This is a genomic window from Yersinia vastinensis (genome assembly GCF_902726565.1).
Classification (GTDB): domain Bacteria; phylum Pseudomonadota; class Gammaproteobacteria; order Enterobacterales; family Enterobacteriaceae; genus Yersinia; species Yersinia vastinensis.
On the sequence record NZ_CACVAF010000001.1, the window covers coordinates 119,099 to 144,610 of the forward strand.

The window sequence follows — 25,512 nt, forward strand, 5'->3', positions numbered from 1 at the left end:
ATGAGTAGCCCGACCTTTATCCGCCTGCGCTTTGCTTTCAAGCTCAGTTTTGCCATTGTGGCAGCGCTGTTTTTGGGCTTTCATTTGCAATTGGAAACGCCACGTTGGTCAGTGTTAACCGCGGCGATAGTTGCTGCTGGTCCAGCGTTTGCGGCGGGTGGTGAACCGTTCTCTGGCGCCATTCGCCACCGTGGCTGGCTGCGTATTATCGGGACATTTATCGGTTGTATTGGCGGTCTGATTATCATTGTTCTGACCATCAGAGCGCCAGTGTTGACTCTGATGCTTTGCTGTCTATGGGCTGGGGTCTGCACTTGGATCTCATCATTGGTGCGCGTTGAAAACTCCTATGCCTTTGGTTTGGCTGGGTATACCGCACTGATCATCATTGTGACAACCGGTGAAACGCCACTCCTTACTCCTCAATTTGCGGTAGAGCGTTGTAGTGAGATAGTGCTGGGGATCGTTTGTGCGGTCATGGCTGACCTGCTGTTTTCACCACGATCTATCAAGCAAGATATTGATCGTTTAGTCGACAAGGTTTTGGTGGATCAATACAAACTTTTGCAACTGTGCATACATCAAGCAGAAAAAACAGATATCGATCGTGCATGGAATGATTTAGTCAAAAATACCACCGCCCTTAATGGGATGCGCAGTTACTTGATGATGGAGTCATCCCGCTGGCAGCGGTGTAATCGCCGTTTACGGGTGTTGCATACCGAGTCATTGGCACTGATAACCCAGGCGTGTGAAACCTATCTGGTGCTTGTCAATCACCCCGATATATTAACTGCTGAATTAAAAGCTCTGCTGAGCGAACCGGCACAAACACCGACAGAGATTCATCAGCGGATGAAAAAACTGCGCCAATTTATTGGTGCCAGCCACAGTGAGACGATTCCCCATACCATTAGCAGTTGGGTAGGGGCCGCAACCCGCTATTTATTACTGTCGAAAGGGATTCATACCAACAGCAGCATCAGCCGGATAGAAGAGGATATTCTGGCCGGAGACGTGCCGGTTAAACATGTTTCAGCCGAAGGCCATCACGCGATGATTAACGGCCTGCGCACAGGGATTGCTACCGCAATTGGTGGGCTGTTTTGGCTGTGGACAGGCTGGACTTCTGGTGCTGGTTGTATGGTGATGATTGCGGTGGTCACCTCGCTGGCAATGCGCACCCCTAATCCGCGAATGGTGGCGATAGATTTCTTGCTGGGGGTGGTTATGGCGCTGCCTATTGGGGCGCTGTATTTTATGTTTATCATTCCCGCGACTCAGCAGAGCATGTTGCTGCTGTGTATCAGTTTAGGGCTGCTGGCCTTTATTATTGGTATTGAAGTGCAGAAGCGGCGGTTGGGATCTCTTGGGACGTTAGCCAGTACCATCAATATTATGGTGCTGAGTAACCCGATGGAATTTAATGTCAGCCTATTCCTCGATAGCGCATTAGGCCAAATTGTCGGCTGCTTCGTGTCTCTGATTGTGTTGCTGCTGATACGCGACAATGCCAAGGACAGAACGGGTAGAACGCTACTAAATCGCTTTGTTTACAGCGCTGTATCTGCCCTGACGACCAATAAAGCTCGACGCAGTGAAAATCATTTACCGGCTCTATATCAGCAACTCAATCAGTTATTGATGATGTTCCCCGGTGATATTGATAAGTACCGATTGGCTTTAACGTTAATCATCGCCCATCAACGACTCCATGGCACCGAGATTCCGGAGAATGCGCAATTGAGTGCTTTCCATAAGCAAATTCGCTACACCGCTGATAGAGTAATTAATGCGAAAAATTCGCAGAAGCGGCGCTATTACTTCGCCCGGCTGTTGCAGGAACTGGACCAATATCAACAAAAACTAATTGATTATCAGTCTCCTGATTCCGTTACTCGTCCGGTGAAACGGCTGGCGGATATGCTACACCGTTATCAGAGTGCGCTGATATAATCGCGGGCTGAAGGGCGCTAAGTTGTTCCCATCGCTTTCTCAAGGGCTATACTAAATCTGGAACCATCCTTCCTCGCCCTCCATTGATGGGGGGCATCATTTCCCTCAGGAGGTCGACAAGATGTCAGCACAAAACCCATTACGCAATCCATTACAATCTCAGCAACACAGCGACGGTGTTTACCATATCGGCTATTTTGTCGGCGGTGCTTGGCATCAGGCGCAGGATACTTTTGATGTCCATAATCCCGCCACGGGTGCATTGGTGGCGAAAGTGGCGAAGTCCGGCCGAGCGGAAACAGAAGCCGCCATTAAAGCGGCCAGCGAAGCATTCCCCGCTTGGCGTAAAACCCCAGCCAAACAGCGTGCCGAGATTTTACAACGTTGGTATCTATTGATAATGGAGCACCAGCAATCATTAGCAGAGCTGATGGTGTCTGAGCAAGGTAAACCATTGAAAGAAGCTTTAGGCGAAGTCGCCTATGCCGCCAGCTTTATTCAATGGTTTAGTGAGCAAGCTAAACGTGCCAACGGTGAAATCATTCCACCCGCCAAAGAAGGTGCCCGCATTCTGGCAACCCGCGAGCCGGTTGGTGTCGTCGCTGCCATCACCCCTTGGAACTTTCCACTGGCGATGCTCACCCGTAAATTGGGGCCCGCGTTGGCAGCCGGTTGTACCGGTTTGATTAAACCTGCGAACAATACGCCGTTATCCGCCTTTGCGTTGCTGGCATTGGCAGAACAGGCCGGTGTACCTTCGGGTGTTCTTAATGGTGTGGCGGGCGATACCCATGCTATCAGCGACGCCATCATGGCCAGTCCTGAAGTACGTAAAATCTCCTTTACCGGCTCGACTGAAGTCGGTAAAACCTTGATGCGTAATGCCGCCGCTACCATGAAGAAAATCTCTATGGAACTGGGTGGAAACGCGCCTTATATCGTGTTTGATGATGCAGATTTGGATGCCGCAGTTGCCGGTGCTATGGCGTGTAAATTCCGCAATGCTGGGCAGGTGTGTGTTTGCGTCAACCGCTTCTATATTCAGGATGGTATTTACGACGAGTTTGTTAACCGCCTGGCTGCTGAAGTTAAAAAACTGAAAGTCGGCAATGGCATGGATAAAGACGTCAATATGGGGCCACTAATCAACCTTGCGGGTCTTGAAAAAGTGGAAGACCACGTGAAAGATGCGCTTGAGAAAGGTGGCCGGTTGCTAGCCGGTGGTGGCCGTCATGAACTGGGAGGGAATTTCTTCCAACCGACGGTGATTGCTGATGCAACAGAGCAAATGAAAGTGGCTTCAGAAGAGACATTTGGCCCGCTGGCAGCTTGTTTTCGTTTCAAGACAGAAGATGAGGTCATTCAACGGGCGAATAACACTCCATTCGGATTGGCGGCTTACTTCTATACTCAGAACTTACAACGGGTATTCCGAGTTTCAGATGCACTGGAAAGCGGTATGATTGGTGTCAATGAAAGCTCGGTCTCTACCGAACTGGCACCGTTTGGCGGTGTGAAAGAATCTGGTCTTGGCCGTGAAGGTTCAGTGCTGGGTTTGGATGAGTTTATGGAAGTTAAAACTCTGCATCTGGGTAATTTATAAATCAGACGATACGACGTAGGTTATCGCAATGAGCAGCACAACCGTAATGGAAAGCCTAAGGGTTAAGGAGAACCATGAATAAACGACTTATCACTATTCTGGGCGCGGTATTGCTGCTGGCTGTGGCAGCATTTCAAGGCTTTGATGGTGTCACCGCTCGTGATATTGGCCAGTCGCCGGATTTGGAGCGCCCGCGGCCATCGGCTCCTGTTTCTATTGAGCAACTTACCCAGCCCAAGCAAGTCGTAAAATACTTGCAGGCACATCATCGCCTACCTGATTTTTACATTACCAAGCAGCAAGCGCGTGAAAAGGGTTGGAATCCCAAAGAAGGCAATTTGTGCAAAGTCTTGCCGGGGAGAGCGATTGGTGGGGATAGATTTTCTAACCGTGAGCGCCAATTGCCTGAAGCTAAAGGCCGCAATTGGCGTGAAGCAGATGTCAATTACCGTTGTGGGCATCGTGGGACTGATCGTTTGCTTTACTCCAATGATGGCCTGATTTACCTGACTCAGGATCACTATAAGCATTTCATTCGGATGGAGTAAGAAGATGGTAAAAGTGGTATTCGATTTTGACCATATACCTGATCTTCCTGCATTTTACCGCGCATTTTCTCAACAGTTTGCGCTGAACGAAGGTTTTGGTGCCAATCTGGATGCGTTGTGGGATGTGGTGACCGGCGAGATAGCTTTACCGGTAGAGATTGAATTTATCCATTTCAATCACCGCCGGAAACGCCGTTTTGGGGCCATTGTGCTGTTGTTGGAAGAGGCAGAAGAAGAGCTGGCAGGTAGCTTACGATTTAATATTGCCTGATGAGAACTTTATTGAGTCGGGAGCCGAGTTAAACCCGGCCCCGCCCGATTACTGCTGCTTCTCTGCCAATTCACGCAGGTACTGGAAGATCTGGCGGAATGATTTCGGCGGCTTGTTAGCGGCTTTCTCTTTTTGTGCATTACGCACCAAACTACGCAGTTGCTGGCGATCCGCATCTGGATACAATTCCAGTACGGTTGGAATGGCATCATCACCTTCTTCAACCAAACGGTCGCGCAGTGTTTCCAGTTTATGGAACAGCGAAACTTGTTGGTTATGGCGGTTTTTCAACTTATCCAATGCTGTTTGAATCGGTTCCACATCACGAGCACGCAGCATTTTACCAATTAACTGAATTTGGCGGCGGCGGCCTTCTTTCTTGATTTTCTGCGCCAGCTCAATAGCCGCGAGCAGATCCTCATCCAATGGGATCTTCTCTAGTGCATTTTTACCTAGCTCAACCAGCTCGGTGCCCAAGTCTTTCAGCGCTTCGGCGTCACGTTTAATTTCACTTTTACTGACCCAGATAATCTCATCATCATCGTCGTTTTTATCTTCTGGGACTTCATCTAGCCAGTCTTCGGGCTGTTTGTTCATGGTCAAATTCCTTAAAAAGAGGCTAATCGTAGCAGGTTGTTGGCTTTCTGCGAAATTGTACAAAGATCTCTGATAGACTCAGAACTATGGAATCCTCTATTTTATCCGTGTAAGTCGTCGTATTACGACACTTTCCTGAACGATTATCTCATTAATTATGGCAGACTGATGAAAGTAGTCACTCAAGTTGCACAACAGCGTAACACGCTGGAACAAGCAGTTGCACAGGCTTTGGAATTGGCCCGCGCGGGTTCTGATGCGGCCGAAGTTGCCGTAAGCAAAACCACCGGAATCAGTGTCAGCACTCGCTTTGGTGAAGTGGAAAACGTGGAATTCAACAGCGATGGTGCGCTGGGGATTACTGTTTATCACCAGCAACGCAAAGGCAGCGCCTCCACCACAGACCTCAATCCAGATGCGGTCGCTCGGACGGTTCAGGCGGCACTGGATATTGCCCGCTATACCTCACCCGATCCTTATGCAGGCCCGGCTGAAAAATCATTGTTGGCTTTCGATGCTCCCGATTTGGATTTATTCCATCCGAGCGATTTGGATGCCGAACAGGGCATTTTGCTGGCTGCGCGTGCAGAGCAAGCGGCATTACAGGCAGATAAGCGGATTACCAACACGGAAGGCGGCAGTTTTAACAGCCACTATGGCATTAAGGTCTTTGGTAATAGCCACGGTATGCTGCAAAGCTACTGCTCAAGCCGCCATTCACTCTCTAGCAGTGTCATTGCTGAACACAATGGTGATATGGAGCGAGATTATGCTTACACCATTGGCCGGCGTATGGAAGATTTAGCCAGCCCGGAATGGGTGGGTGAAGAGTGCGCTCGTCGTACCTTGTCCCGCTTGTCACCACGTAAATTACCGACCATGCAGTCGCCAGTTTTGTTTGCCGCCGAAGTTGCCACCGGTCTGTTCGGTCACTTGGTTTCGGCTATCAGCGGCGGCAATATCTACCGTAAGTCCACTTTCCTGCTTGACCACCTCGGCAAGCAAATTCTACCAGAGTGGCTGACTATCGAAGAACATCCACATCTACTGCGTGGCTTGGCCTCAACGCCATTTGACAGTGAAGGTGTGCGCACCGTACAGCGAGAAATCGTGAAGGATGGGGTGCTGCAAACTTACCTGCTGACCAGTTATTCGGCCCGAAAATTGGGGCTACAAAGTACCGGGCACGCCGGTGGCATCCATAACTGGCGTATTGCTGGCCAAGGGCAAGATTTTGCGGGTATGCTCAAGCAGCTCGACAAAGGCTTGGTGGTCACTGAGCTGATGGGCCAAGGGGTGAGCACCGTGACTGGCGATTATTCGCGTGGCGCGGCCGGTTTCTGGGTTGAAAACGGTGAAATTCAGTATCCGGTGAGTGAAATAACCATCGCCGGTAACCTGAAAGATATGCTGCGCAATATCGTCAGTATTGGCAGTGATATTGAAACCCGCAGTAACATTCAATGTGGCTCTATTTTATTACCTGCGATGAAGATTGCAGGCGAATAATAACCCTCCTGTTATATTCTCGTTCCATATACCGCCGGTAGAAATACGGGCGGTTGAGTGAGAAGAACGTGATCAGGGCTTGCGCACTATTTTATGAAGTTTTCGTGCTCAAGTGCGGCGTAATTTTAATGAGCGACAATCAACAATATGAAGCTGGTTAGGCGCCGTGGCAGAAAATTGCACGGAGGTCAGATAAGTTGGCCGTATTTATATTGGATTCTGAAGTGGGTGGGTTTTACCCCTATAGCGGCGATCGAATTCCTTATAATGGTACTAGCATCCCAGAAGATAAAATCGGGAGTAAGCATCCTGATACGACTCAATGGGGTGTTATTTTAATCGCGGAGAACAGAGAAAAAATTGCTGCTTATTGCCTATCTATACGTAATAGGTTTCGAGTTGCAGGTGACGATAATTTCATTCACCCAATGAGTTGGGTGAATGATGGTAGCCCACCACTCCGTGTCTTGAAAGATAGCGGGTGTATAGCCGCTCACTTCTTTGACTTATTTTCACAATTCCTGCTTTTTTCAAATGGTAATAAAAAATCGTTGTCAGTTTTGCCGTCCATTGCCTATGTTAAGTATGAGCAATGTACTAATAATCTGATAACAATAACGTTACCCAACGTCGAAGACCAAGGGTATATAAGGAAGGAGTGTGAGCATGGGTAAGAAAATGATGGCATTAATGGCAGCAGTATTACTCAGCGCCAGTACTGTAGCGCTGGCGGCCAGCGTGGCAGATAACATGGACACTATTGCTGAGAATTATGGCAAGGTGCTCAAAGCCGACTCCACTGATGTGATGAATAAAGGTTTAGCTGCGATGCGTGCGGCTGCTTTGGACGCGCAGAAAGGTATCCCAACGAAGTTAAAAAGTCTGGGAGAAGGCAGTGCAGAGGTGAAAGACTTTCGTCACGGCTTGGATCTGTTGATTGGCGAAATTGATCAGGCGAAAGCATTAGCGGATCAAGGCAAACTGGATGAGGCTAAAAAAGCGGCGCAGGGCTTTAAAGTCACCCGCGATACCTACCATAAGAAATACCGCTAATTTCAATACTGTCCAGCCATCAAGGGTAATAGCAAGCGCGATTACCCTCTTTTAGCTTAGTTATCAATAGGAGTGTGACTCTCCTACTTATGACTTATCGGTGATATTCGCCAGCAGCTTCCGGCTGATATAACAGTTCCAGAACGATAATGCGGGCTTCATCCCCACCCGGCAATTTCCAACTGATCTCGTCATTGACGTGCAATCCGAGCAATGCAGCGCCTAAGGGAGCCATGACGGAGAGTTGCTCGTTGCTGTCTTTCAGCGACGCAGGGTAGACCAACGTGCGAGTGTGTTCTTCCTGACTGTTTAGATCGCGAAAACGCACGCGGCTGTTCATTGTCACTACATCCGCCGGAATGGCGTTAGGTGGCAGGATTTCTGCCCGATCCAGTTCTTCATTGAGCGCTGTTGCGACCACAGAACCGGCAAAGGCCGGTTGCGCCAGTAACGCATCCAAACGTTCAGCATCCAGCTCGTTAATCGTGATGGTTGGCTTGGTCATACCACTCTCCAATTCAATTTCAGCAAAACATAAAAACAACACCCCCGCGCCATAGGAGCGGGGGTGTTAGAAAATAGCTTAATATTAATCTGATATTAGGCGCTTCCGGCTAGAAAAGAAAGAGATCCGGATCACGAACTTTTTTCCACTGCGGGCTTTCACGGAACATTTATATAAAAGTTATTTTGTTGTTAATGATTAAGTTAGCTATCTAACATGGGTATTTTGCGAAAGCGATCCCACTGACACATGACATTTCCACTTTGAACTGGAAAAAATGCCGCTACACACCTATTCCACTAGCAGGTAGGGTGATGTCATAGCGCAGAGGCAAGGGACGACAGATAAATTACCGAACTTATCTTTGCAGTCAGAAAGTTGTAGCAGCAAGGAATAGAGGATTGCCAGCGTGAATGATGTAGCCGCATTGAATGCAGCCGAGAACCCTGGAATGGAAGAGGCCATTATCATCACCGAGCGGGTATTAACTGAAATTACCGCGATGTTAAATGCCGAAAATATTTTCACCAATGCCGTACAACAGCAAATGTTGACATCACATATTCGGGCCATGGTGCTGCGCTCAATAACGGGTGAGCCATTACCTGAAGTGGATAAATCATTATTTGATGAGATTTCAGCTCATTCGATGAACATGGCGCAACAAGTGGTCGATAAGTTTGCCAATTTACCCATTGAGGAAGCTTATTTACTGTCAGTGCATTTTGAAGTCGCGAAAGATAATAACCCATAAAATTCTGATCTGGAGAAGAGACTATGAGTCAAATTACCGTTGTGATTGGTGACCGTTTAGGAAAAGGCCAGAAAGTTGGGCAGGGTGTTGAATTAGCCGGTGGCCGTGTGGTGGTTATTCCCGGTGTTGCCGCAGATATGAAGTTAGGTGATGTGATGAATAGCGAAAAGGCAGACTTCGGTATTTCATTCTGTGGTAGCGGTGGTGCAGGCGCAATTACGGCGCAAAATAAATATGGTTACAAAGCAAAATATGGCATGCGTTCAATCGAAGAAGGAGTGACAGCAATAAACGAAGGCTGCAAGGTATTGGGCTTCGGATTTATGGATAAAGAAGAGCTAGGGCAGAAATTAGTGGAAGCCTATATCAAGAAATATGGTCAACCGTAATGAAAGAGCAATATACCACCCAGGTGCAGGTAAAGGGCAACGGCGATACTAAAGCTAAAGCTTTCGCCAATGCACTTGGTCATGTCCAAAATACAGTGTTGAAGTCGACACAAAATATTTTACTGCGAATTGAACCGCAGGACGTCAAAGTATTAAAAGCAGAATTATCAGTAAAAAATGAAAAGTTTTTATTCTTTTTTCTGCCTCGGGAAAGAAAGACATATAGCGTTGAACTCGATATTACCGTGAGCGTGACAATCATTAATACAGATAAGGTTGATTTCGTTTCTAAATAAAAACAGAGCAACCTTCATTCTTGAAGCCGCATTACCAAGACATTAGGTTAATGCGATTAGCGAAAAGGATATACTGATGTTTCTAATCATTCTTTTTAAGTCGATTATTATCGGCGGACTGGTTGGCGTGGGGGTTGGCGTTGGGGCCGCCCGTATGTTCCATGCGCCTACCATACAGGGAATGGGTGCGTTTCGTACCTTGGGCGAGTTGAACTCGTGCGAGGGGGATCCCGCTTCGCACTTCTCCTTTGGGCTTGGATTCTTCTTCAACGCTTGGGCTTCTTCGGTCGCCGCAGGTGCTTTTACTCAGGACGTTGACCACCGCATTATTCCTAACTGGGGTGCTGCAGCATTGATGATTAAAAATCGCAATGTGGCGGAAACCATGCATAACCCGAAAAAAATGGCGATTGCCTGCGGGATTATTGGTGTCATTGTTGTCAGCTTCTTAAATACCACAGCATCAGCCGTTCCAGCTGCATTACAGGTTACAGCAATTAAAGTATTGGTCCCCGCGGCAAATATTCTGGTTAACACCGTGATGCCCGTTATTTTCTGGTTAGCTGCAATTGATGCAGGACGACGTTCCGGTTTCTGGGCCACTATTTTTGGTGGGTTGGCACAGTTAATTATGGGCAACGCCGTACCGGGTCTGGTTTTGGGTATTTTAATTGGTAAAGGTGTTGAAGAAAGCGGCTGGAATAAAGTAACTAAAATCATGATGACAGTCATTGTTCTGTTATTCGTGCTCAGTGGTTTCTTCCGCGGATTCGACATGAAATTCCTGGAGTCATTCAGTCTGAGTGCACCAGTATGGCTTGAAACTATTCATAACGCATTGAGCGGAAAATAACACAGCGAGAGGAGCTTGATGATGGATGAACAAACCAAGAATAATTTCTGGTATGCCGACTGGTCATTTCCGATCTTTGTAGGATTATTATCCTCTGGCGTATTTGCTGGTACCCATATGTATTATCTTTATGGTATCGGTGCATTTAACGAAGTGGCCTTTGTTTCGATGTTACGGGCGGGAATGGATACCGGTGTTTATGGCGCAGTGGCTGCGTTTGGTGCCAGTTTCTTATTTGCCCGTATTATTGAAGGCTCACTGGTGGGTATTTTAGATATCGGTGGTGCCATTCAGACGGGGGTTGGTCTGGGTGTGCCTGCATTATTACTGGGTGCGGGATTTGTATTCCCTGTCGCTAACTTTGCTGCCTCTTTGGTGACTGGCCTGATTATTGGTTTAGCCATCGGTTATCTGATTATTTTGGCGCGTAAATTTACGATTAACCAAAGTAATTCGACTTACGGTGCAGATGTCATGATGGGCGCAGGTAATTCATCTGGTCGTTTCTTGGGGCCATTGATTATTTTGTCAGCCATTACGGCATCAATTCCAATTGGAATTGGCTCTTTAGCTGGCGCATTACTGTTTTATCTGTGGAATAAGCCTATTACCGGTGGCGCGATCCTTGGCGCGATGATTTTAGGATCTATTTTCCCAGTCGCCATTTCTTAATCTACAGGGTAAATATCCAAATATCTGGATATTTACCCTGCCTAATTTTCGCAAATAACGTCTCGTTAACCCAGATGTTTAATGGAGAATAAAGATAATGCATGACTTTATTATCAAACGAGCAGCGTTGGTTGATGGCCGTCAGGTCGATATTGCCATTAATGATGGAAAAATAGTGTCAGTTAATGAGACTCAGTCATCTTCTGAGCTAGCCAAAAAAATCATCGATTTGGCAGGGAAATATTACCTCAGCGCAGGTTGGATTGACTCTCATGTTCACTGTTACCCAGCGTCTCCGATTTATCATGATGAAGCTGATTTGGTCGGTGTTGCCAGTGGTGTCACTACGGTCGTTGACGCAGGCAGTACCGGCTCCAATGATGTGGATGATTTTTACCGCTTAACAAGGGCAGCAAAAACCCACGTTTACGCATTTTTGAATATTGCGAAAACCGGCATTGTGACGCAAAACGAATTAGCGGATATGACGCAAATCGATAAGCAAGCGGTCAGTGAGGCAATTGCCCGCAACCCCGGTTTTATTATTGGCATTAAAGCGCGTATGAGCAGCAGTGTGGTGGGTAAAAATGGCATCAAGCCACTGGTGCGCGCTAAAGAAATTCAACAAGAAAATAATCAGTTACCTCTTATGGTGCATATTGGCAATAACCCGCCAGATCTGGATGAAATTGCCGACTTATTAACACAGGGTGACATTATTACCCATTGCTACAATGGCAAGCCAAATCGGATTCTGACGCCAGCGGGGACGTTGCGTGAGTCTATCCAACGTGCACTTAAACGTGGTGTGCGACTTGACGTTGGCCACGGCAGTGCCAGCTTCAGTTTTGATGTTGCAGAACTTGCCATCAAACAAGGCATTTACCCGCACACTATCAGCTCCGATATTTATTGTCGCAACCGTCTAAATGGGCCGGTACATAGCCTTGCAACGGTCATGTCCAAATTTTTCTCCATCGGTTTGAGCCTTGAGCAAGTTATTCGTTGTGTGACAGAAAATGCCGCTCAGGCCCTGCGTTTGACCCATAAAGGGGTATTGGGTGTGGGTTATGACGCTGACTTGACCATTTTTGAGCTGAAACAGCAGCCTCAAGTCTTCAGTGATTCAGAGGGCAAATCGGTTACTGGTGAACAATATCTGGTGCCACTGGCTGCGTTTGTTGCCGGTGACTTAGTATTAACTGACGAAGGGAAGTTAAAAGATGTCTTCAGTCTATGAAAAATACCAGTTAAAGCAGGTTATTAATGCTTCAGGTCGTATGACGATGCTGGGGGTTTCGACGCCACGGCAAGATGTGGTTGATGCTGTGGAGCTGGGCCTGAACCATTACTTTGAAATGAAAGATCTGGTGAATAAAACCGGCGCTTACATTGCTAAATTACTGAATGTTGAAAGCGCGGTAGTTGTCGCCTGTGCTTCTGCCGGTATTGCTCAATCAGTTGCGGCAGTGATCGTCAAAGACGATGCCAATTTATTGGTTAACTTGCATGCTGCCCCACGTACCGTGCCTCATGAGATTGTGCTGCCGAAAGGCCATAACGTTAACTTTGGTGCACCAGTCGATACCATGGTCACGCTGGGTGGCGGTAAAGTGGTGGAGGCCGGTTATGCCAACGAGTGTTTACCTGAGCAGTTGGAAGCGGCTATCACATCAAATACTGCGGCGATCTTGTATATAAAATCCCATCATTGTGTACAAAAAAGCATTCTCTCTGTTGAGCAGGCCGTCGTCATTGCTCGCAAGCATCAATTGCCATTAATTGTTGATGCGGCGGCGGAAGAAGACTTGCAGTGTTATTACCAAATGGGTGCTGATTTGGTGATATACAGCGGTGCTAAGGCCATTGAAGGGCCAACCAGTGGCTTGGTGTTGGGTAAGAAAACTTATGTTGAATGGGTGAAGTTGCAATCCAGCGGTATTGGTCGAGCCATGAAAGTCGGCAAAGAGGGTATTCTCGGTCTGACCCGTGCCATTGAAAGCTACATGACGCTGGAGAAAGAGACTGGCCAACAGATGGTCGCGAAAATGACACCATTTATCAGCCAGTTGAATACTATTGATGGTGTCTCAGCCAAAGTGGTGTGGGATGCGGCTGGGCGCGATATTGCTCGCACTGAAATCAGTTTTGATGAAGCTAAAATTGGCCGTTCGACACCCGATTTGGTCGATGCACTTAAAAATGGCGATATTGCAATTTATTTCCGCGCTTATAAAGCCAACGAAGGCAAGATTGAAGTCGATGTACGCAGTGTGACGTCATCACAGCTTGAAACCATTTATACCTGCATTAACCGTTTGGTTCAGGGAGCCTAAGTCATGAAATTAACGCCAAATTATTACCGTGACCGGGTATGCCTGAATGTGCTGGCCGGTTCAAAAGAGAATGCGAAAGAGATTTATCAGGCCGCGGAAGGCCATGTGCTGGTGGGCGTATTATCGAAAAATTATCCGGATGTCGACAGTGCAGTCAAAGACATGCGTGAGTACGCCGCACTTATCGATAATGCGCTGTCCGTCGGGCTGGGTGCCGGTTGTCCGAAGCAATCGGCGATGGTCAGCCAGATTTCGCAGCAGGTTCAGCCACAGCATGTGAATCAGGTATTTACTGGTGTTGGTACTAGTCGTGCCTTGCTGGGCCAAAAAGATACCGTCGTCAACGGCTTGATTTCACCTACCGGCACAGTGGGATATGTGAAAATTTCGACTGGCCCGCTCAGTTCACAACAAGAAGATGCGATTGTCCCAGTCACTACTGCCATTGCCATGTTGAAAGACATGGGCGGCAGCTCGGTGAAATTCTTCCCGATGAATGGACTGGATTCTATCGAAGAATACCGTTGTGTCGCGGAGGCGTGCGCTGCTACCGGTTTCTGGCTGGAACCCACTGGTGGCATTGATCTGGAGAATTTCGAGGAAATCCTGCAAATCGCGTTGGATGCGGGTGTAACAAAAATTATTCCGCATATTTATAGCTCAATCATTGATAGTCAGAGTGGTAATACGCGCCCAGAAGATGTGAACACTTTACTGGATATCATGAAGAGGATTGTACCGTAACTGGCTGATTTATTGACTATAAATTGAAATAAGTGTGAAAGCACCGTCAGGGCCATGCTCTGTATGCCCTGACGGTAAACGGTATGTGTCGCACTATTTTACCTGTGAGTCTGGATGTTAGGTTGGATAGCTCTCCATACCCTCTGATAGCCATTCCCTGTGAGAAAAATAATATGCCTAACCCAACACATTCCGCAGTAAAAAGCCTGTCAGCGGGCATCGCACTGGCGATGGTCACGTTGATAAACCCGCTGGCGCATGCCGAACAGATGGCCGATAAATCATTCGCTTATGTCGGCACCTATCATCCGAACGGTGAAGGCGTTTATCGCCTACAAGTCGATGCCAAGACTGGTGAGTTGACGGAGAAAACCTTGGTCAGTTCACTGGCTAATCCAGCACAATTAGTGGTGGATGCTCAGGGTAAAACGCTGTATGTCGCCAGCGAAGTGGCTGATTACAACGGCGGTAAACATGGGGCGATTGCGGCATACAGCATTAACTCTGCTGACGGCAATTTGACGCTGATAAATCAGGTGGACTCTCAAGGCGCGGGGCCAGTGTTCCTCTCATTGACGCCGTCTGGCAGCCATTTACTGGTGGCAAACTATATCAGTGGGTCGGTGGCCGTTTTCCCGGTGCAAAGTGGTGGCAAACTTTCTGATGCCAGTTCGGTACAGCAAGATGAAGGCCCCGCGGGCGCGGCTAAACCGGCGGCCGCAGTGGAGGGGAGCTTTGCTATTAGTGATCACAATGGGCCACATGCACATATGATTGCCAGTGATCCGAGCGGTAAATTTGTATTTTCTACTGATTTGGGGTTGGATCGAATTTATCAATACCGCTTTGATGCAGACAATGGCAAGTTGATACCTAATGATCCCCCCTACATCAGTGCATCCTCTGCGGGAGCAGGCCCACGTCATTTTGTATTCCATCCTAACGGCAAGACGCTATTCTTAATCAACGAAGAAGCCTCAACCTTGACCAGTTATGAGTTGGACTTGCAGAAAGGCACGTTGAAACCGCTAAATACCTTGTCGTCGTTACCGGCAGATTATCGTGGCACGAGCTTCGCTGCGGGTTTGACGCTCTCAAAGGACGGAAAATTTCTGTACGTAGCAAACCGTCTGCATAACAGTATTGGCCAGTTTGCTGTGACAGCCGATGGCAAATTTAAGCCTGTGGAAGATGTCTGGACGCGGGGAGATTATCCGCGCACGTTGGTACTTGATCCGACAGGTCACTACCTGTATGCCATGAATCAACGCAGCGATAACATAACTCGCTTTAAAGTTGATCCGCAAAGTGGCAAATTGACCTTTGTACCCGGCTATACCGCGGTTGGCAGCCCATCACAAATGGTGTTTGTACCTTCAGCACAGAAAAAGTGATGTGAGGAGCGCGCCCCGTCGGTAATGCTGGCGGGGAATGCCTCGATAACTATCTTCTAAATAACGGAGTGGAGCAGTGAGATTTCCCTATCAACGTCTGGCCTATATGTTCGATGCGCTGCAATCGGAAACGCTGCCTCAGGAGGAGTTGGCGAAACGTTTTGCGGTCTCGACACGTACAGTACGGGCAGATATTACGGCGTTGAATGAGATTCTTGAGCATTATGGTGCGCATTTTATACATAACCGTGGCTTTGGTTATCGACTGATGATTGATGATGCCGAGCGCTTTCGTGCTCTACAGCAACAAAATCGTAAAATGCACCTAACCCCGCGTACTGCCAATGAGCGGGTGCACTATCTATTAATCCGTTTTCTGACCTCTGCCTTTTCATTAAAGCTGGAAGATTTAGCTGACGAATGGTTTGTTAGCCGTGGCACATTGCAAAATGATATGGCTGAGGTGAGAGAAAGGCTAAATCGCTATCATCTGACGATTGAAACCAAACCCCGTTATGGCATGAAATTGTTTGGTACAGAACTGGCTATCCGTACTTGTCTGACGGATTTATTGTTCCAGTTACAATTGCAGGATGCCGATAACCCATTATTAAAGAATGAGTTTCTTAGCATCCAAACCATGCCGGAATTGACGGGGTTGCTGCATGAATTATTAGCGCAATATGCGGTGCGGTTGACTGATGAAGGAGAGCAATACCTGATTTTCTACTGCGCAGTGGCAATAAAACGCATCACTGATGGTTATCCATTATCTGATTTTGATGCAGAAGATGTGGATGAGGCGGTGAAGTTGGCCTCAGGCCGTTTAGCAAATGAGCTTAAGTTGTTATCAGGTAAAGATATTTCAGCAGCAGAAGAGGCTTATCTTCGTGTGAATATTGCGGCTCGCCGGGTTCAGGCCAGTCAGCCTAGCACCAGTCGGCCTAGTGAAATCAATGCTGATGACGAAGAGACGCTAGTGGACTACATCCTCTCGTATATCAATGCTCACTATAACTATAATTTGCAGAGTGATAAGCAGCTGCGGATTGATTTACTGACCCATATCAAGACCATGATAACTCGGGTGAAATATCAGATTACGATTCCTAACCCACTGTTATCTAATATTAAACAGCATTATCCCATGGCCTATGATGTGACATTGGCCGCGGTTTCCAGTTGGGGAAAATACACTCCTTATAGCTTGAGTGAAAACGAAATTGGCTATTTGGTGCTGCATATTGGGGTTGGGTTGGAGCGCCATTATAATATCGGTTATCAACGCCATCCACAGGTGATGCTGGTGTGTGACACGGGCAATTCCACTACTCGTATGATTCAGGCGCAAATTTCTCGTAAGTATCCACAGATCGTGATGACACAGACAATTTCCCTGCGTGATTACGAAAATCTTGAGCATATCGACGAAGATTTCATTATTTCTAATTCGCGATTAGCGGAAAAAAATAAGCCAGTGGTGGTGATGTCACCCTTCCCGACGGAATATCAGTTGGAGCAATTGGGTAAGCTGGTCTTGGTGGATCGCACGCGGCCTTACATGCTGGAAAAGTTTTTTGATAGCAATCACTTTATGATTATCGACCAACCGATGACTCAAGAGCAGTTGTTCAAGAAAGTGTGTACTCAGTTAGAAGAAGAGGGGTTTGTCGATGCGGATTTCTACCCGTCAGTGGTGGAGCGCGAGGCGATTGTCTCCACTATGCTGGGTGAGGGGATCGCGCTGCCGCATTCACTGGGTCTATTAGCCAAGAAAACGGTGGTCGTCACTTTACTGGCACCTAATGGAATCGCTTGGGGTGACGGTGAGGTAGCCCATGTTATTTTCTTGCTGGCTATCAGTAAAACCGATTATGAAGAAGCGATGGCCATTTATGATTTGTTCGTGACCTTTGTGCGCGAGCGCTCTATGAGCCGTTTATTGAGCAGTCAACATTTTGATAGTTTTAAGGCTATTGCGATTGATTGTTTGAGTCGCATTTAGGTTTTTGTTTTTTTTTATGGTGATGGGTTCGGTTGACAATGGATACCGAACGAGCCGTGTTTGAGCAGGAGCGAATCACGGCGGTCCATCAACGAAACGATGAGTCGAGGGTCACCCACGAAGTGGGCTAGCGATGCGTGCGCAAGCGCGGGGATTCCACAAGGGGTCACGCGCTTGTGACCCCTTTGGCGGTTGAGGTATCGGAGGAGAGGCCGTCGCTAATCTTATGTCAACCGAACCAGATAACTGAACTGAATCTCTCCCTGTAAATTTGAAATAAAACTCAAATCACTGCCATCCATATCTCCTGACAAACCACCCTTTCACTAGCTGTGTCGTCACCATGTATCCTGTCAAAATCACAATCAACCATGGGAAGTAAGAAAGTGGTAGCGCTTGTAATTGTAAGAACCCGGCCAGTGGTGAGAAGGTCAGCCCGATACCAACGATAACGACGGCTAAGGTCATCAGACACAATGGCCATGAGGCGCGGCTTTGGATAAATGGAATCTTGCGGGTACGAATCATATGCACAATCAAGGTCTGTGATAGCAGCCCCTCAATGAACCAACCAGATTGGAATAACGTCTGCATTTCTGGCGTGTTAGCCTTAAATACCCACCACATCAAACAGAACGTTAAAACATCAAAAATGGAACTTATCGGGCCAAAGAACACCATAAAACGCCCCAGATCTCCGGCGTTCCAACGTTGTGGCTTAGTCAGTTGATCTTCATCGACATTATCAAATGGGATAGCAATCTGAGAAATATCGTACAGCAAATTCTGGATCAACAGATGCAGTGGTAGCATCGGCAGGAAGGGTAAAAATGCGCTGGCAATCAGTACGCTAAAGACATTACCAAAGTTAGAACTGGCGGTCATTTTGATGTATTTCAGCATGTTGGCAAAGGTACGGCGGCCCTCAATGACCCCTTGTTCCAGTACCATCAGACTTTTTTCCAATAAAATAATATCGGCAGCTTCTTTGGCGATATCCACCGCTGAATCGACAGAAATGCCAATATCAGCCGCTCGCAGTGCTGGGGCATCGTTGATGCCATCCCCCATAAAACCGACTACATGACCCGCTTCTCGCATGTTTTGCACGATGCGTTCTTTGTGCATCGGTGTCAACTTGGCGAACACGGTCGTGGTGCGAGTAGCTTCGGTTAGCTCTGCTTCAGTCATCTGTTCAATGTCACTGCCCCGCAAGACTTGCTCGACAGACAGCCCAACATCTTTACAGACTTTACGTGCCACTAACTCATTGTCACCCGTCAGGATTTTGACGTTAACGCCATTGTTCTTCAATGCCAAAAGCGCGGGAGCTGTGCTCTCTTTCGGTGGGTCGAGGAAAGCGATATATCCTTCAAGAATGAGGTCATATTCATCAATAACAGCATAATTTCGCTGATAAACAGGCAAAATACGTGTGGCGACGGCGACTACGCGTAACCCTTGCTGATTTTGCTCATCCGTAATACGACGGATACGGGCCATCAATGCCTCCGTCATTGGAATAACGTCATCTCCTTGGCGGACATGGCGACAAATAGACAGCATCTCTTCCAGTGCGCCTTTACAGATAAGCTCGTGATAATCCGACTTGTCGCTGACGACGACCGACATGCGGCGGCGCTCAAAATCGAAGGGAATTTCATCGATTTTACGGTAACCCGCCAATGTATCAGCGGACTGAGATTCAGCCAGAGCGGAGTCCGTCATGGAGGAAAGTACCGCCACATCCAGCAGATTTTTTAGTCCGGTTTGGTAGTAACTGTTAAGCCAAGCATAGCGCAGCACGCGCTCGCAGTTGGCACCAAACACATCGGTATGGCTCTCCAACACAATCTTGTCTTGTGTCAGTGTGCCGGTCTTATCGGTGCACAGTACATCCATCGCACCAAAGTTTTGGATAGCATCCAGCCGCTTGACGATAACCTTTTGTTTCGACAGCTTGACTGCCCCTTTTGCCAATGTCGATGTGACAATCATTGGCAGCATTTCCGGGGTTAAACCCACAGCGACAGAGAGCGCGAAGAGTGCCGCTTCCCACCAGTCACCTTTAGTAAACCCGTTGATCAATAACACAATTGGTGTCATGACCAGCATAAAGCGAATCAACAACCAACTAACTTTACTGATACCACTTTGAAAAGCATTTGGTTGTTCATCCTGATGAGTTACGCGCTCGGCCAGCAAACCAAAATAGGTTTGGTTACCTGTGCCGATGACCATCGCCAGCGCAGAACCACTCACCACATTGGTGCCCATAAAACACAGCGTATCTCGCTCAAGTGGGTTTTGCTCATCACACTCACGACATTGTGCGACTTTCTCCACCGGCAGCGATTCACCCGTCAAAGCGGCTTGGCTGATAAACAGGTCTTTGGCGACCAGAATACGTAAATCCGCCGGGATCATGTCTCCCGCCGCGAGTTTGATAATGTCGCCGGGGACGAGTTGAGAGATGGGCAGTTCGAGATGTGCGCTTTTTCCGGTATGAGCATCGCTGCGAACTACAGTGGCGGTGTTGCTGACCATGGCTTTTAAAGCATCGGCAGCACGGTTGGAGCGCGCTTCCTGAATAAAATGCATCAGAGTAGAGATGAGCACCATAGCACCAATCACCAGCGCGGCAGTGAGGTCTTCGGTGGCATAGGAAATCAGTGCCAGAATAGTCAATAGTAAGTTAAACGGGTTGCGGTAGCAGTGCCATAAATGAATCCACCCACTGACAGCTTGCTGATTTTCAATCAGATTACTGCCACTGCGCTGGCGAATCGTCTCAGCTTCCTGTTCTGTCAGCCCTTCAGGATGGCTCTGAAAACGTTGGTAAAGTTGCTGTGGGGTTTCATTAGCGCATAGCAAACGCTGCCGGGCCAGATCTGCCGGGATATCTTTAGCCGTGACGCCAGTCGTCACCCCATCGAGCATGGTTTCCCGACGGATTAAACGGCGAGGCAGATTACGGCTCAACACATTGAGCAATTGCCGGGTGAAATTTTTAACTTGCATGGTTCAAACCTTACTGTCATGCCCTGAAAACGTTTATTGAACGATCTTCAGGTTGCGCCCACGGCAAACCTGCCGCAGAAATGGCAAAAACATCATCAGCAGAAACCAACGCGAGGAACGTGCGGGTGACTGCCTATCAGATTGTTATCCGATAAGGCAACCACGTCAGACGGGGAATAACCTTACCGGTCCACCCAAAGGGTGTCGGTTATGGGAACAGGGTCCACTGGGTCATTAACCTCCGGTAAGTGAAAAACAATTTGTTTGAGGCTAAAACACTCAAACAGCTATACAAACTATAAACCGCATTACTATAGTGACCACGACAGAAATCACCCTGACGGCAATATCATCCGTTAGGGTAACAATATGTTGCTGGTCATGGGGATATCATGCGCTGGGTCTGATTCTGCACATGCAAGACTTCCCAGAACTCACAACTTCCGCAAATATAAATAATCAGTTTATTATATGTATTTGAACCTAAACATTAGGTAAACCATGCAAAACCGTTTGACCATTAAGGATATTGCCCGCATGAGTGGAGTTGGAAAATCCACGGTTTCGCGGGTACTGAATAACGAAGGAAGTGTCAGCCCGCAGACGCGTGAGCGGGTCGAGGCGGTTATTCGCCAGCATGGGTTTACCCCGTCGAAATCCGCTCGTGCGATGCGAGGGCAGAGCGATAAAGTGGTGGGGATTATCGTCTCCCGCTTGGATTCTCCGTCTGAAAATCAGGCGGTACGCACCATGTTGCCGCTGTTCTACCAGCAAGGTTACGATCCTATCTTGATGGAGAGCCAGTTTGATCCCGCTCTGGTCAGTGAACATCTGCATATTCTGCAACAGCGTCATGTCGATGGTGTGATTCTGTTTGGTTTCACCGGGTTAACTGCTGAAATGCTTTCACCGTGGCAGGAAAAAATGGTGGTGTTAGCGCGAGAATATACGGGTTTCTCTTCGGTTTGTTATGACGATGAAGGAGCAGTGCGCTTATTGATGGATAAGCTGCGTCAGGCCGGGCATCGCCATATCAGCTATATCGGTGTGCAACCAACCGATGCCACGACCGGCCTACGCCGTCACCAATCTTATCTTGATTACAGCCAGAAACACGGCCTGATACCGACAGTCGCGCTGGGTGAGTTGAGCTATCAAAGTGGGTTTCAGCTTGCACCGCAAGTGATAAAACCAGATACCTCGGCGATAGTCTGTGCCTCCGACACCATCGCTCTGGGGGTAAGCAAGTATTTGCAGCAGCAAGGGCAGCAACATATTCAGGTCTGCGGCATCGGTAATACACCACTGCTGCATTTTTTGTTCCCCAATAGTCTTTCCGTTGAGCTGGGGTATGGCAGTGCCGGAGTCCAAGCGGCGCAACAGTTGCTAGGACAGCTCAATAATAATAAAGAAATTCAACAAATTATCATTCCTGGTCAGCTTGCCTAGTTCCCCTTTCTAAGCGTGATGTAACTGATGCCTCATCCTAAATGATGGGGGCGTCGATGAGCAGCGCTGCCGTTTCTGTGATGAAAAAACGTACATAAAATTGTCAAATTGTGATCTTCAACTCAAGTTGGGAACGTTCCCATTTCATAAAAATAAATACATAGCTAATCTTTAATGAGCTGAATATTTAATCGGCTATTGTTTCTAATTTGTTTTTTCATTCAAGAAAGATTGGACAGGTTTCAAAAAAAACTTACAACTCAGCACGCTATCCCACCTTTACGAAAGGTACGTTGAAATGAGCAAAGTAAAACAACAAGACATCGATCAATTGATCGTACTGGTGGGAGGCAGAGAGAATATTGCCACCGTCAGCCACTGTATTACCCGGCTACGTTTTGTATTAAATGACCCCTCTAAAGCATCACCGAAAGAGATCGAAAATTTGCCAATGGTCAAAGGCTGCTTTACCAATGCCGGGCAATTTCAAGTGGTTATCGGGCCGGAAGTCGATGATTACTACAAAGCATTAATTGCCACCATTGGCTTGAATGAAGCGGATAAAGAGCAAACCAAGCTGGCCGCACGGCAGAACATGACGTGGTTTGAGCGCGGAATTTCTCACTTTGCCGAGATCTTCTTCCCGCTGTTACCGGCACTGATAAGCGGGGGGTTAATCCTTGGCTTTCGTAATGTGATCGGTGACATTCCGATGTCTGACGGTAAAACGCTGGCGCAGATGTATCCGGCATGGAAAACCATTTACGATTTCCTTTGGTTACTGGGCGAAGCCATCTTCTTTTACCTGCCTGTTGCTATCTGTTGGTCAACCGTGAAGAAAATGGGTGGCACGCCGGTGTTGGGGATTGTATTAGGTATCACCTTGGTGTCGCCGCAGTTAATGAACTCCTATCTGCTGGGGCAACAAATTCCTGAAGTATGGAATTTTGGCTGGTTCACCATTGAAAAAGTGGGTTATCAGGCGCAGGTCATTCCTTCTATTTTGGCGGGGTTAGCACTGGGTTGGATTGAAACCAATCTGAAAAAAATCATTCCCGCTTACCTTTATTTGGTGATAGTGCCGGTCGTTTCTCTGCTGCTGGCAGTATTCCTTGCTCACACTCTGATTGGGCCCTTTGGCCGTATGATTGGTGACGGTGTGGCGTGGGGGGTGAAAGCGGTGATGACGGGCAGTTTCGCGCCAATAGGGGCGGCATTGTTTGGCTTCCTGTATGCGCCGTTAGTCATTACCGGGGTGCATCAGACCACGCTGGCTATTGATATGCAGATGATTCAGAGCATGGGGGGGACACCTGTTTGGCCCCTGATTGCGTTGTCGAACATCGCGCAGGCGTCTGCGGTACTGGGCATTATCATCATCAGCCGCAAGGTTAACGAACGTGAAATCTCCGTTCCGGCCGCTATTTCGGCTTATCTCGGTGTGACGGAGCCTGCCATGTACGGTATTAACTTGAAATACCGCTTCCCGATGCTGTGCGCCATGATTGGTTCTGCTCTGGCAGGTCTGATTTGTGGGTTGACTGGCGTGATGGCGAACGGAATTGGTGTCGGGGGCCTGCCGGGTATTTTGTCCATCAAGCCACAGTTCTGGGCGATTTATGCCGTGGCAATGTTAGTGGCCATTGTGGTGCCACTGGTGCTGACCATCTTGGTTTATAAACGTAAAGACAGTCGCGGTGAACTGCCGGTCTAAGCCATAACCGCCGCCAGCGACGAGTGCCTGGCGGCTTTATTTTTCAATTCTTTCGGTTTCTCTACAAAAAAGAGTCAGCTATGAATAATCCTATCCCTTGGTGGCAAAACGGCGTCATTTATCAGATTTACCCGAAGAGTTTTCAGGACACTACCGGCAATGGCTACGGTGACTTGGCGGGGGTGACGCTACGGCTAGATTATCTGCAAAAGCTGGGTGTTGATGCGATTTGGTTGACGCCGGTTTATGTCTCGCCACAAGTGGATAACGGCTACGACGTGGCGGACTACTGTGCTATTGATCCCGCTTATGGCACTTTGGATGATTTTAAACACTTGGTGGCACAAGCTCATCAACGTGGCATTCGTATCGTGATGGATATGGTGTTCAACCATACATCCACTGAACATGCTTGGTTTAAAGCATCGCAAGATAGCAGCAGCCCTTATCGCCAGTTCTACATTTGGCGCGATGGCAAGGGTGATAATTTACCTAATAATTGGCGCTCTAAATTTGGCGGTAATGCTTGGCAATGGCACGCCGCCAGTGGTCAGTATTATCTGCATTTATTCGCCACCGAGCAGGCTGACCTGAACTGGGAGCATCAGCCGGTACGTGATGAACTGAAAAAAGTGTGTGAATTTTGGGCGGATATCGGTGTGGATGGCCTGCGGTTGGATGTGATAAATCTGGTCTCTAAACAGCAGGATTTCCCCGATGATTTTGAAGGCGATGGCCGCCGGTTCTATACCGATGGCCCACGTATCCACGAATTTCTACAAGAAATGAGCCGCGATGTGTTTCAGCCGCGTGGCCTGATGACGGTGGGCGAAATGTCCTCTACCCGTCTTGAACATTGTCAGCGTTATGCCGCATTAGGGGGCGATGAACTGTCAATGACCTTTAATTTTCATCATTTGAAAGTGGACTATCTCAATGGCGAAAAGTGGTCATTGATGCCACCAGATCGTGTTGAGTTAAAGCAAATTTTTAAGCAGTGGCAGCAAGGTATGCATAACCGTGCCTGGAATGCGTTGTTCTGGTGTAATCATGACCAGCCGCGCATTGTGTCGCGTTTTGGTGACGAGGGGGGATTGCGCTTGCCTGCGGCCAAGATGCTGGCAATGGTGCTGCACGGTATGCAGGGCACGCCCTATATTTATCAAGGCGAAGAGATTGGGATGACCAATCCAAACTTCAGCTCTATTGATCAATATCGCGATGTTGAAAGTTTGAATATGTTTGCAGAGTTGAGTGCAGAAGGGCGTGATGCTGATGAGTTACTCACCATTTTGGCAACGAAATCACGCGATAATGGCCGCACACCAATGCAGTGGGATCACAGCCGCAATGCGGGATTTAGCCAAGGAACACCGTGGATTGAACCTTGCAGTAATTATGGTGAGATTAACGTTGATGCCGCGCTGGCAGATGCCGACTCCGTGTTTTATGCCTATCAATATCTCATCGCTCTGCGTAAACAACATGATGTATTCACTTTGGGTGACTATCAGGATCTCTGTCCACAACATCCTGATTTATGGTGCTATTTACGCCGTTGGCAAGATAAGCAGTTACTGGTGGTAGCGAATTTGAGTGGCGAACCGCAACAATGGTCACCTGAGGGAATTGAACGCGATGGTTGCTGGCAATTGTTGATGAGCAGCTATGGTGAAAGCGCTTTCCAGCCACAAGAGATGACATTGCGGGCCTATGAGGGGGTTTATTGGGTTCGCGATTAATTCCGTTTAATTCAGATCAGGTTTCGATTGATGTGGGATTTGCTTTCTTTGCGGGCTAATCGGGCCGGTCCGTCAGCGAAACGATGAGTCGAGGGTTACCC

The 25,512-nt window shown here is 47.9% G+C and carries 22 protein-coding genes and 1 pseudogene; 20 read left to right on the forward strand and 3 right to left on the reverse strand.

What is annotated here, in order from left to right; genetic code table 11:
- From aaeB to HUZ92_RS00505, 4 genes are all read left to right on the forward strand, one after another.
- Window positions 1–1,956 carry a p-hydroxybenzoic acid efflux pump subunit AaeB gene (gene aaeB, locus HUZ92_RS00490; RefSeq protein WP_145525246.1) on the forward strand — a complete coding sequence of 652 codons (1,956 nt, stop codon included), beginning with the start codon at window positions 1–3 and terminating at the stop codon, window positions 1,954–1,956.
- 121 nt (window positions 1,957–2,077) lie between these two features.
- The gene (locus HUZ92_RS00495) at window positions 2,078–3,559 is read left to right on the forward strand and encodes an NAD-dependent succinate-semialdehyde dehydrogenase (RefSeq protein WP_050100588.1); all 1,482 of its coding nucleotides are present in this window, start codon (window positions 2,078–2,080) and stop codon (window positions 3,557–3,559) included.
- 74 nt (window positions 3,560–3,633) lie between these two features.
- The gene (locus tag HUZ92_RS00500; RefSeq protein ID WP_050100590.1) at window positions 3,634–4,107 is read left to right on the forward strand and encodes a ribonuclease; all 474 of its coding nucleotides are present in this window, start codon (window positions 3,634–3,636) and stop codon (window positions 4,105–4,107) included.
- Window positions 4,108–4,111: 4 nt separating this feature from the next.
- Complete coding sequence (locus tag HUZ92_RS00505; protein WP_032911556.1) at window positions 4,112–4,378, forward strand: barstar family protein; 267 nt, start codon at window positions 4,112–4,114, stop codon at window positions 4,376–4,378.
- Between the two features lie 48 nt (window positions 4,379–4,426).
- Here HUZ92_RS00505 and yjgA read toward each other — a convergent pair whose 3' ends face one another.
- Window positions 4,427–4,975: a ribosome biogenesis factor YjgA gene (gene yjgA, locus HUZ92_RS00510; RefSeq protein WP_050100592.1), complete on the reverse strand. Its 549-nt coding sequence runs from the start codon at window positions 4,973–4,975 to the stop codon at window positions 4,427–4,429.
- A gap of 168 nt (window positions 4,976–5,143) precedes the next feature.
- Between yjgA and pmbA the strand changes: the two genes are divergently transcribed.
- The 3 genes and pseudogenes from pmbA to cybC all read left to right on the forward strand — a co-directional run bounded on the left by pmbA (window position 5,144) and on the right by cybC (window position 7,537).
- Window positions 5,144–6,484, forward strand: coding sequence for a metalloprotease PmbA (gene pmbA / locus HUZ92_RS00515; protein WP_145580119.1), 1,341 nt, complete (start codon window positions 5,144–5,146; stop codon window positions 6,482–6,484).
- A gap of 86 nt (window positions 6,485–6,570) precedes the next feature.
- Window positions 6,571–6,858 (forward strand): annotated as a pseudogene (locus tag HUZ92_RS00520) (hypothetical protein); the annotation flags it as partial.
- 292 nt (window positions 6,859–7,150) lie between these two features.
- On the forward strand, window positions 7,151–7,537 hold the full coding sequence (gene cybC / locus HUZ92_RS00525; RefSeq protein ID WP_050100599.1) for a cytochrome b562: 387 nt from the start codon (window positions 7,151–7,153) through the stop codon (window positions 7,535–7,537).
- 94 nt (window positions 7,538–7,631) lie between these two features.
- Here the strand turns inward: cybC and rnk are convergent, their stop codons facing one another.
- The gene (gene rnk, locus HUZ92_RS00530) at window positions 7,632–8,042 is read right to left on the reverse strand and encodes a nucleoside diphosphate kinase regulator (RefSeq protein WP_050100757.1); all 411 of its coding nucleotides are present in this window, start codon (window positions 8,040–8,042) and stop codon (window positions 7,632–7,634) included.
- Between the two features lie 409 nt (window positions 8,043–8,451).
- On the opposite strand from rnk, the gene HUZ92_RS00535 reads away from it, so the two are divergent.
- From HUZ92_RS00535 to HUZ92_RS00580, 10 genes are all read left to right on the forward strand, one after another.
- Window positions 8,452–8,796 carry a glycine dehydrogenase gene (locus HUZ92_RS00535; RefSeq protein ID WP_050100600.1) on the forward strand — a complete coding sequence of 115 codons (345 nt, stop codon included), beginning with the start codon at window positions 8,452–8,454 and terminating at the stop codon, window positions 8,794–8,796.
- A gap of 23 nt (window positions 8,797–8,819) precedes the next feature.
- Window positions 8,820–9,185 (forward strand): glycine-rich SFCGS family protein, encoded by a 366-nt coding sequence (locus HUZ92_RS00540; RefSeq protein ID WP_050100601.1) that lies wholly within the window; start codon window positions 8,820–8,822, stop codon window positions 9,183–9,185.
- Window positions 9,185–9,481: a DUF4312 family protein gene (locus HUZ92_RS00545; RefSeq protein ID WP_050100603.1), complete on the forward strand. Its 297-nt coding sequence runs from the start codon at window positions 9,185–9,187 to the stop codon at window positions 9,479–9,481. The genes HUZ92_RS00540 and HUZ92_RS00545 overlap by 1 nt, the downstream gene beginning before the upstream one ends.
- A gap of 76 nt (window positions 9,482–9,557) precedes the next feature.
- Window positions 9,558–10,334: a DUF4311 domain-containing protein gene (locus HUZ92_RS00550; RefSeq protein WP_004710975.1), complete on the forward strand. Its 777-nt coding sequence runs from the start codon at window positions 9,558–9,560 to the stop codon at window positions 10,332–10,334.
- A gap of 21 nt (window positions 10,335–10,355) precedes the next feature.
- Window positions 10,356–11,006: a DUF4310 family protein gene (locus HUZ92_RS00555; protein ID WP_025376851.1), complete on the forward strand. Its 651-nt coding sequence runs from the start codon at window positions 10,356–10,358 to the stop codon at window positions 11,004–11,006.
- Between the two features lie 97 nt (window positions 11,007–11,103).
- On the forward strand, window positions 11,104–12,246 hold the full coding sequence (locus HUZ92_RS00560) for an amidohydrolase/deacetylase family metallohydrolase (RefSeq protein WP_145580118.1): 1,143 nt from the start codon (window positions 11,104–11,106) through the stop codon (window positions 12,244–12,246).
- Window positions 12,230–13,342, forward strand: a complete 1,113-nt coding sequence (locus HUZ92_RS00565; protein ID WP_050295996.1) for a DgaE family pyridoxal phosphate-dependent ammonia lyase — start codon at window positions 12,230–12,232, stop codon at window positions 13,340–13,342. Before HUZ92_RS00560 ends, HUZ92_RS00565 begins: the two co-directional genes overlap by 17 nt.
- A gap of 3 nt (window positions 13,343–13,345) precedes the next feature.
- Window positions 13,346–14,086 carry a 2-dehydro-3-deoxy-phosphogluconate aldolase gene (dagF, locus tag HUZ92_RS00570; RefSeq protein WP_050295995.1) on the forward strand — a complete coding sequence of 247 codons (741 nt, stop codon included), beginning with the start codon at window positions 13,346–13,348 and terminating at the stop codon, window positions 14,084–14,086.
- 173 nt (window positions 14,087–14,259) lie between these two features.
- Entirely contained in the window at window positions 14,260–15,480 is a 1,221-nt protein-coding gene (locus tag HUZ92_RS00575) for a lactonase family protein (protein WP_050100758.1), read from the forward strand.
- 76 nt (window positions 15,481–15,556) lie between these two features.
- Window positions 15,557–17,485, forward strand: coding sequence for a BglG family transcription antiterminator (locus tag HUZ92_RS00580; RefSeq protein ID WP_128451185.1), 1,929 nt, complete (start codon window positions 15,557–15,559; stop codon window positions 17,483–17,485).
- A gap of 288 nt (window positions 17,486–17,773) precedes the next feature.
- Here the strand turns inward: HUZ92_RS00580 and mgtA are convergent, their stop codons facing one another.
- Window positions 17,774–20,506 carry a magnesium-translocating P-type ATPase gene (gene mgtA, locus HUZ92_RS00585; RefSeq protein ID WP_050295993.1) on the reverse strand — a complete coding sequence of 911 codons (2,733 nt, stop codon included), beginning with the start codon at window positions 20,504–20,506 and terminating at the stop codon, window positions 17,774–17,776.
- A 501-nt stretch (window positions 20,507–21,007) separates the two neighbouring features.
- On the opposite strand from mgtA, the gene treR reads away from it, so the two are divergent.
- From treR to treC, 3 genes are all read left to right on the forward strand, one after another.
- Window positions 21,008–21,955: a trehalose operon repressor TreR gene (gene treR / locus HUZ92_RS00590; RefSeq protein WP_050100611.1), complete on the forward strand. Its 948-nt coding sequence runs from the start codon at window positions 21,008–21,010 to the stop codon at window positions 21,953–21,955.
- Window positions 21,956–22,253: 298 nt separating this feature from the next.
- Window positions 22,254–23,669: a PTS trehalose transporter subunit IIBC gene (gene treB, locus HUZ92_RS00595; RefSeq protein WP_050100613.1), complete on the forward strand. Its 1,416-nt coding sequence runs from the start codon at window positions 22,254–22,256 to the stop codon at window positions 23,667–23,669.
- Window positions 23,670–23,749: 80 nt separating this feature from the next.
- Complete coding sequence (gene treC / locus HUZ92_RS00600; protein ID WP_145580117.1) at window positions 23,750–25,411, forward strand: alpha,alpha-phosphotrehalase; 1,662 nt, start codon at window positions 23,750–23,752, stop codon at window positions 25,409–25,411.
- The last annotated feature ends 101 nt before the right edge of the window (window positions 25,412–25,512 follow it).

Coding starts and splice junctions, on each gene's coding strand:
- aaeB (WP_145525246.1), top strand. CDS start 1: ATGAGTAGCCCGACCTTTATCCGCCTGCGCTTTGCTTTCAAGCTCAGT.
- HUZ92_RS00495 (WP_050100588.1), top strand. CDS start 2,078: ATGTCAGCACAAAACCCATTACGCAATCCATTACAATCTCAGCAACAC.
- HUZ92_RS00500 (WP_050100590.1), top strand. CDS start 3,634: ATGAATAAACGACTTATCACTATTCTGGGCGCGGTATTGCTGCTGGCT.
- HUZ92_RS00505 (WP_032911556.1), top strand. CDS start 4,112: ATGGTAAAAGTGGTATTCGATTTTGACCATATACCTGATCTTCCTGCA.
- yjgA (WP_050100592.1), bottom strand. CDS start 4,975: ATGAACAAACAGCCCGAAGACTGGCTAGATGAAGTCCCAGAAGATAAA.
- pmbA (WP_145580119.1), top strand. CDS start 5,144: ATGAAAGTAGTCACTCAAGTTGCACAACAGCGTAACACGCTGGAACAA.
- cybC (WP_050100599.1), top strand. CDS start 7,151: ATGGGTAAGAAAATGATGGCATTAATGGCAGCAGTATTACTCAGCGCC.
- rnk (WP_050100757.1), bottom strand. CDS start 8,042: ATGACCAAGCCAACCATCACGATTAACGAGCTGGATGCTGAACGTTTG.
- HUZ92_RS00540 (WP_050100601.1), top strand. CDS start 8,820: ATGAGTCAAATTACCGTTGTGATTGGTGACCGTTTAGGAAAAGGCCAG.
- HUZ92_RS00545 (WP_050100603.1), top strand. CDS start 9,185: ATGAAAGAGCAATATACCACCCAGGTGCAGGTAAAGGGCAACGGCGAT.
- HUZ92_RS00550 (WP_004710975.1), top strand. CDS start 9,558: ATGTTTCTAATCATTCTTTTTAAGTCGATTATTATCGGCGGACTGGTT.
- HUZ92_RS00555 (WP_025376851.1), top strand. CDS start 10,356: ATGGATGAACAAACCAAGAATAATTTCTGGTATGCCGACTGGTCATTT.
- HUZ92_RS00560 (WP_145580118.1), top strand. CDS start 11,104: ATGCATGACTTTATTATCAAACGAGCAGCGTTGGTTGATGGCCGTCAG.
- HUZ92_RS00565 (WP_050295996.1), top strand. CDS start 12,230: ATGTCTTCAGTCTATGAAAAATACCAGTTAAAGCAGGTTATTAATGCT.
- dagF (WP_050295995.1), top strand. CDS start 13,346: ATGAAATTAACGCCAAATTATTACCGTGACCGGGTATGCCTGAATGTG.
- HUZ92_RS00575 (WP_050100758.1), top strand. CDS start 14,260: ATGCCTAACCCAACACATTCCGCAGTAAAAAGCCTGTCAGCGGGCATC.
- mgtA (WP_050295993.1), bottom strand. CDS start 20,506: ATGCAAGTTAAAAATTTCACCCGGCAATTGCTCAATGTGTTGAGCCGT.
- treR (WP_050100611.1), top strand. CDS start 21,008: ATGCAAAACCGTTTGACCATTAAGGATATTGCCCGCATGAGTGGAGTT.
- treB (WP_050100613.1), top strand. CDS start 22,254: ATGAGCAAAGTAAAACAACAAGACATCGATCAATTGATCGTACTGGTG.
- treC (WP_145580117.1), top strand. CDS start 23,750: ATGAATAATCCTATCCCTTGGTGGCAAAACGGCGTCATTTATCAGATT.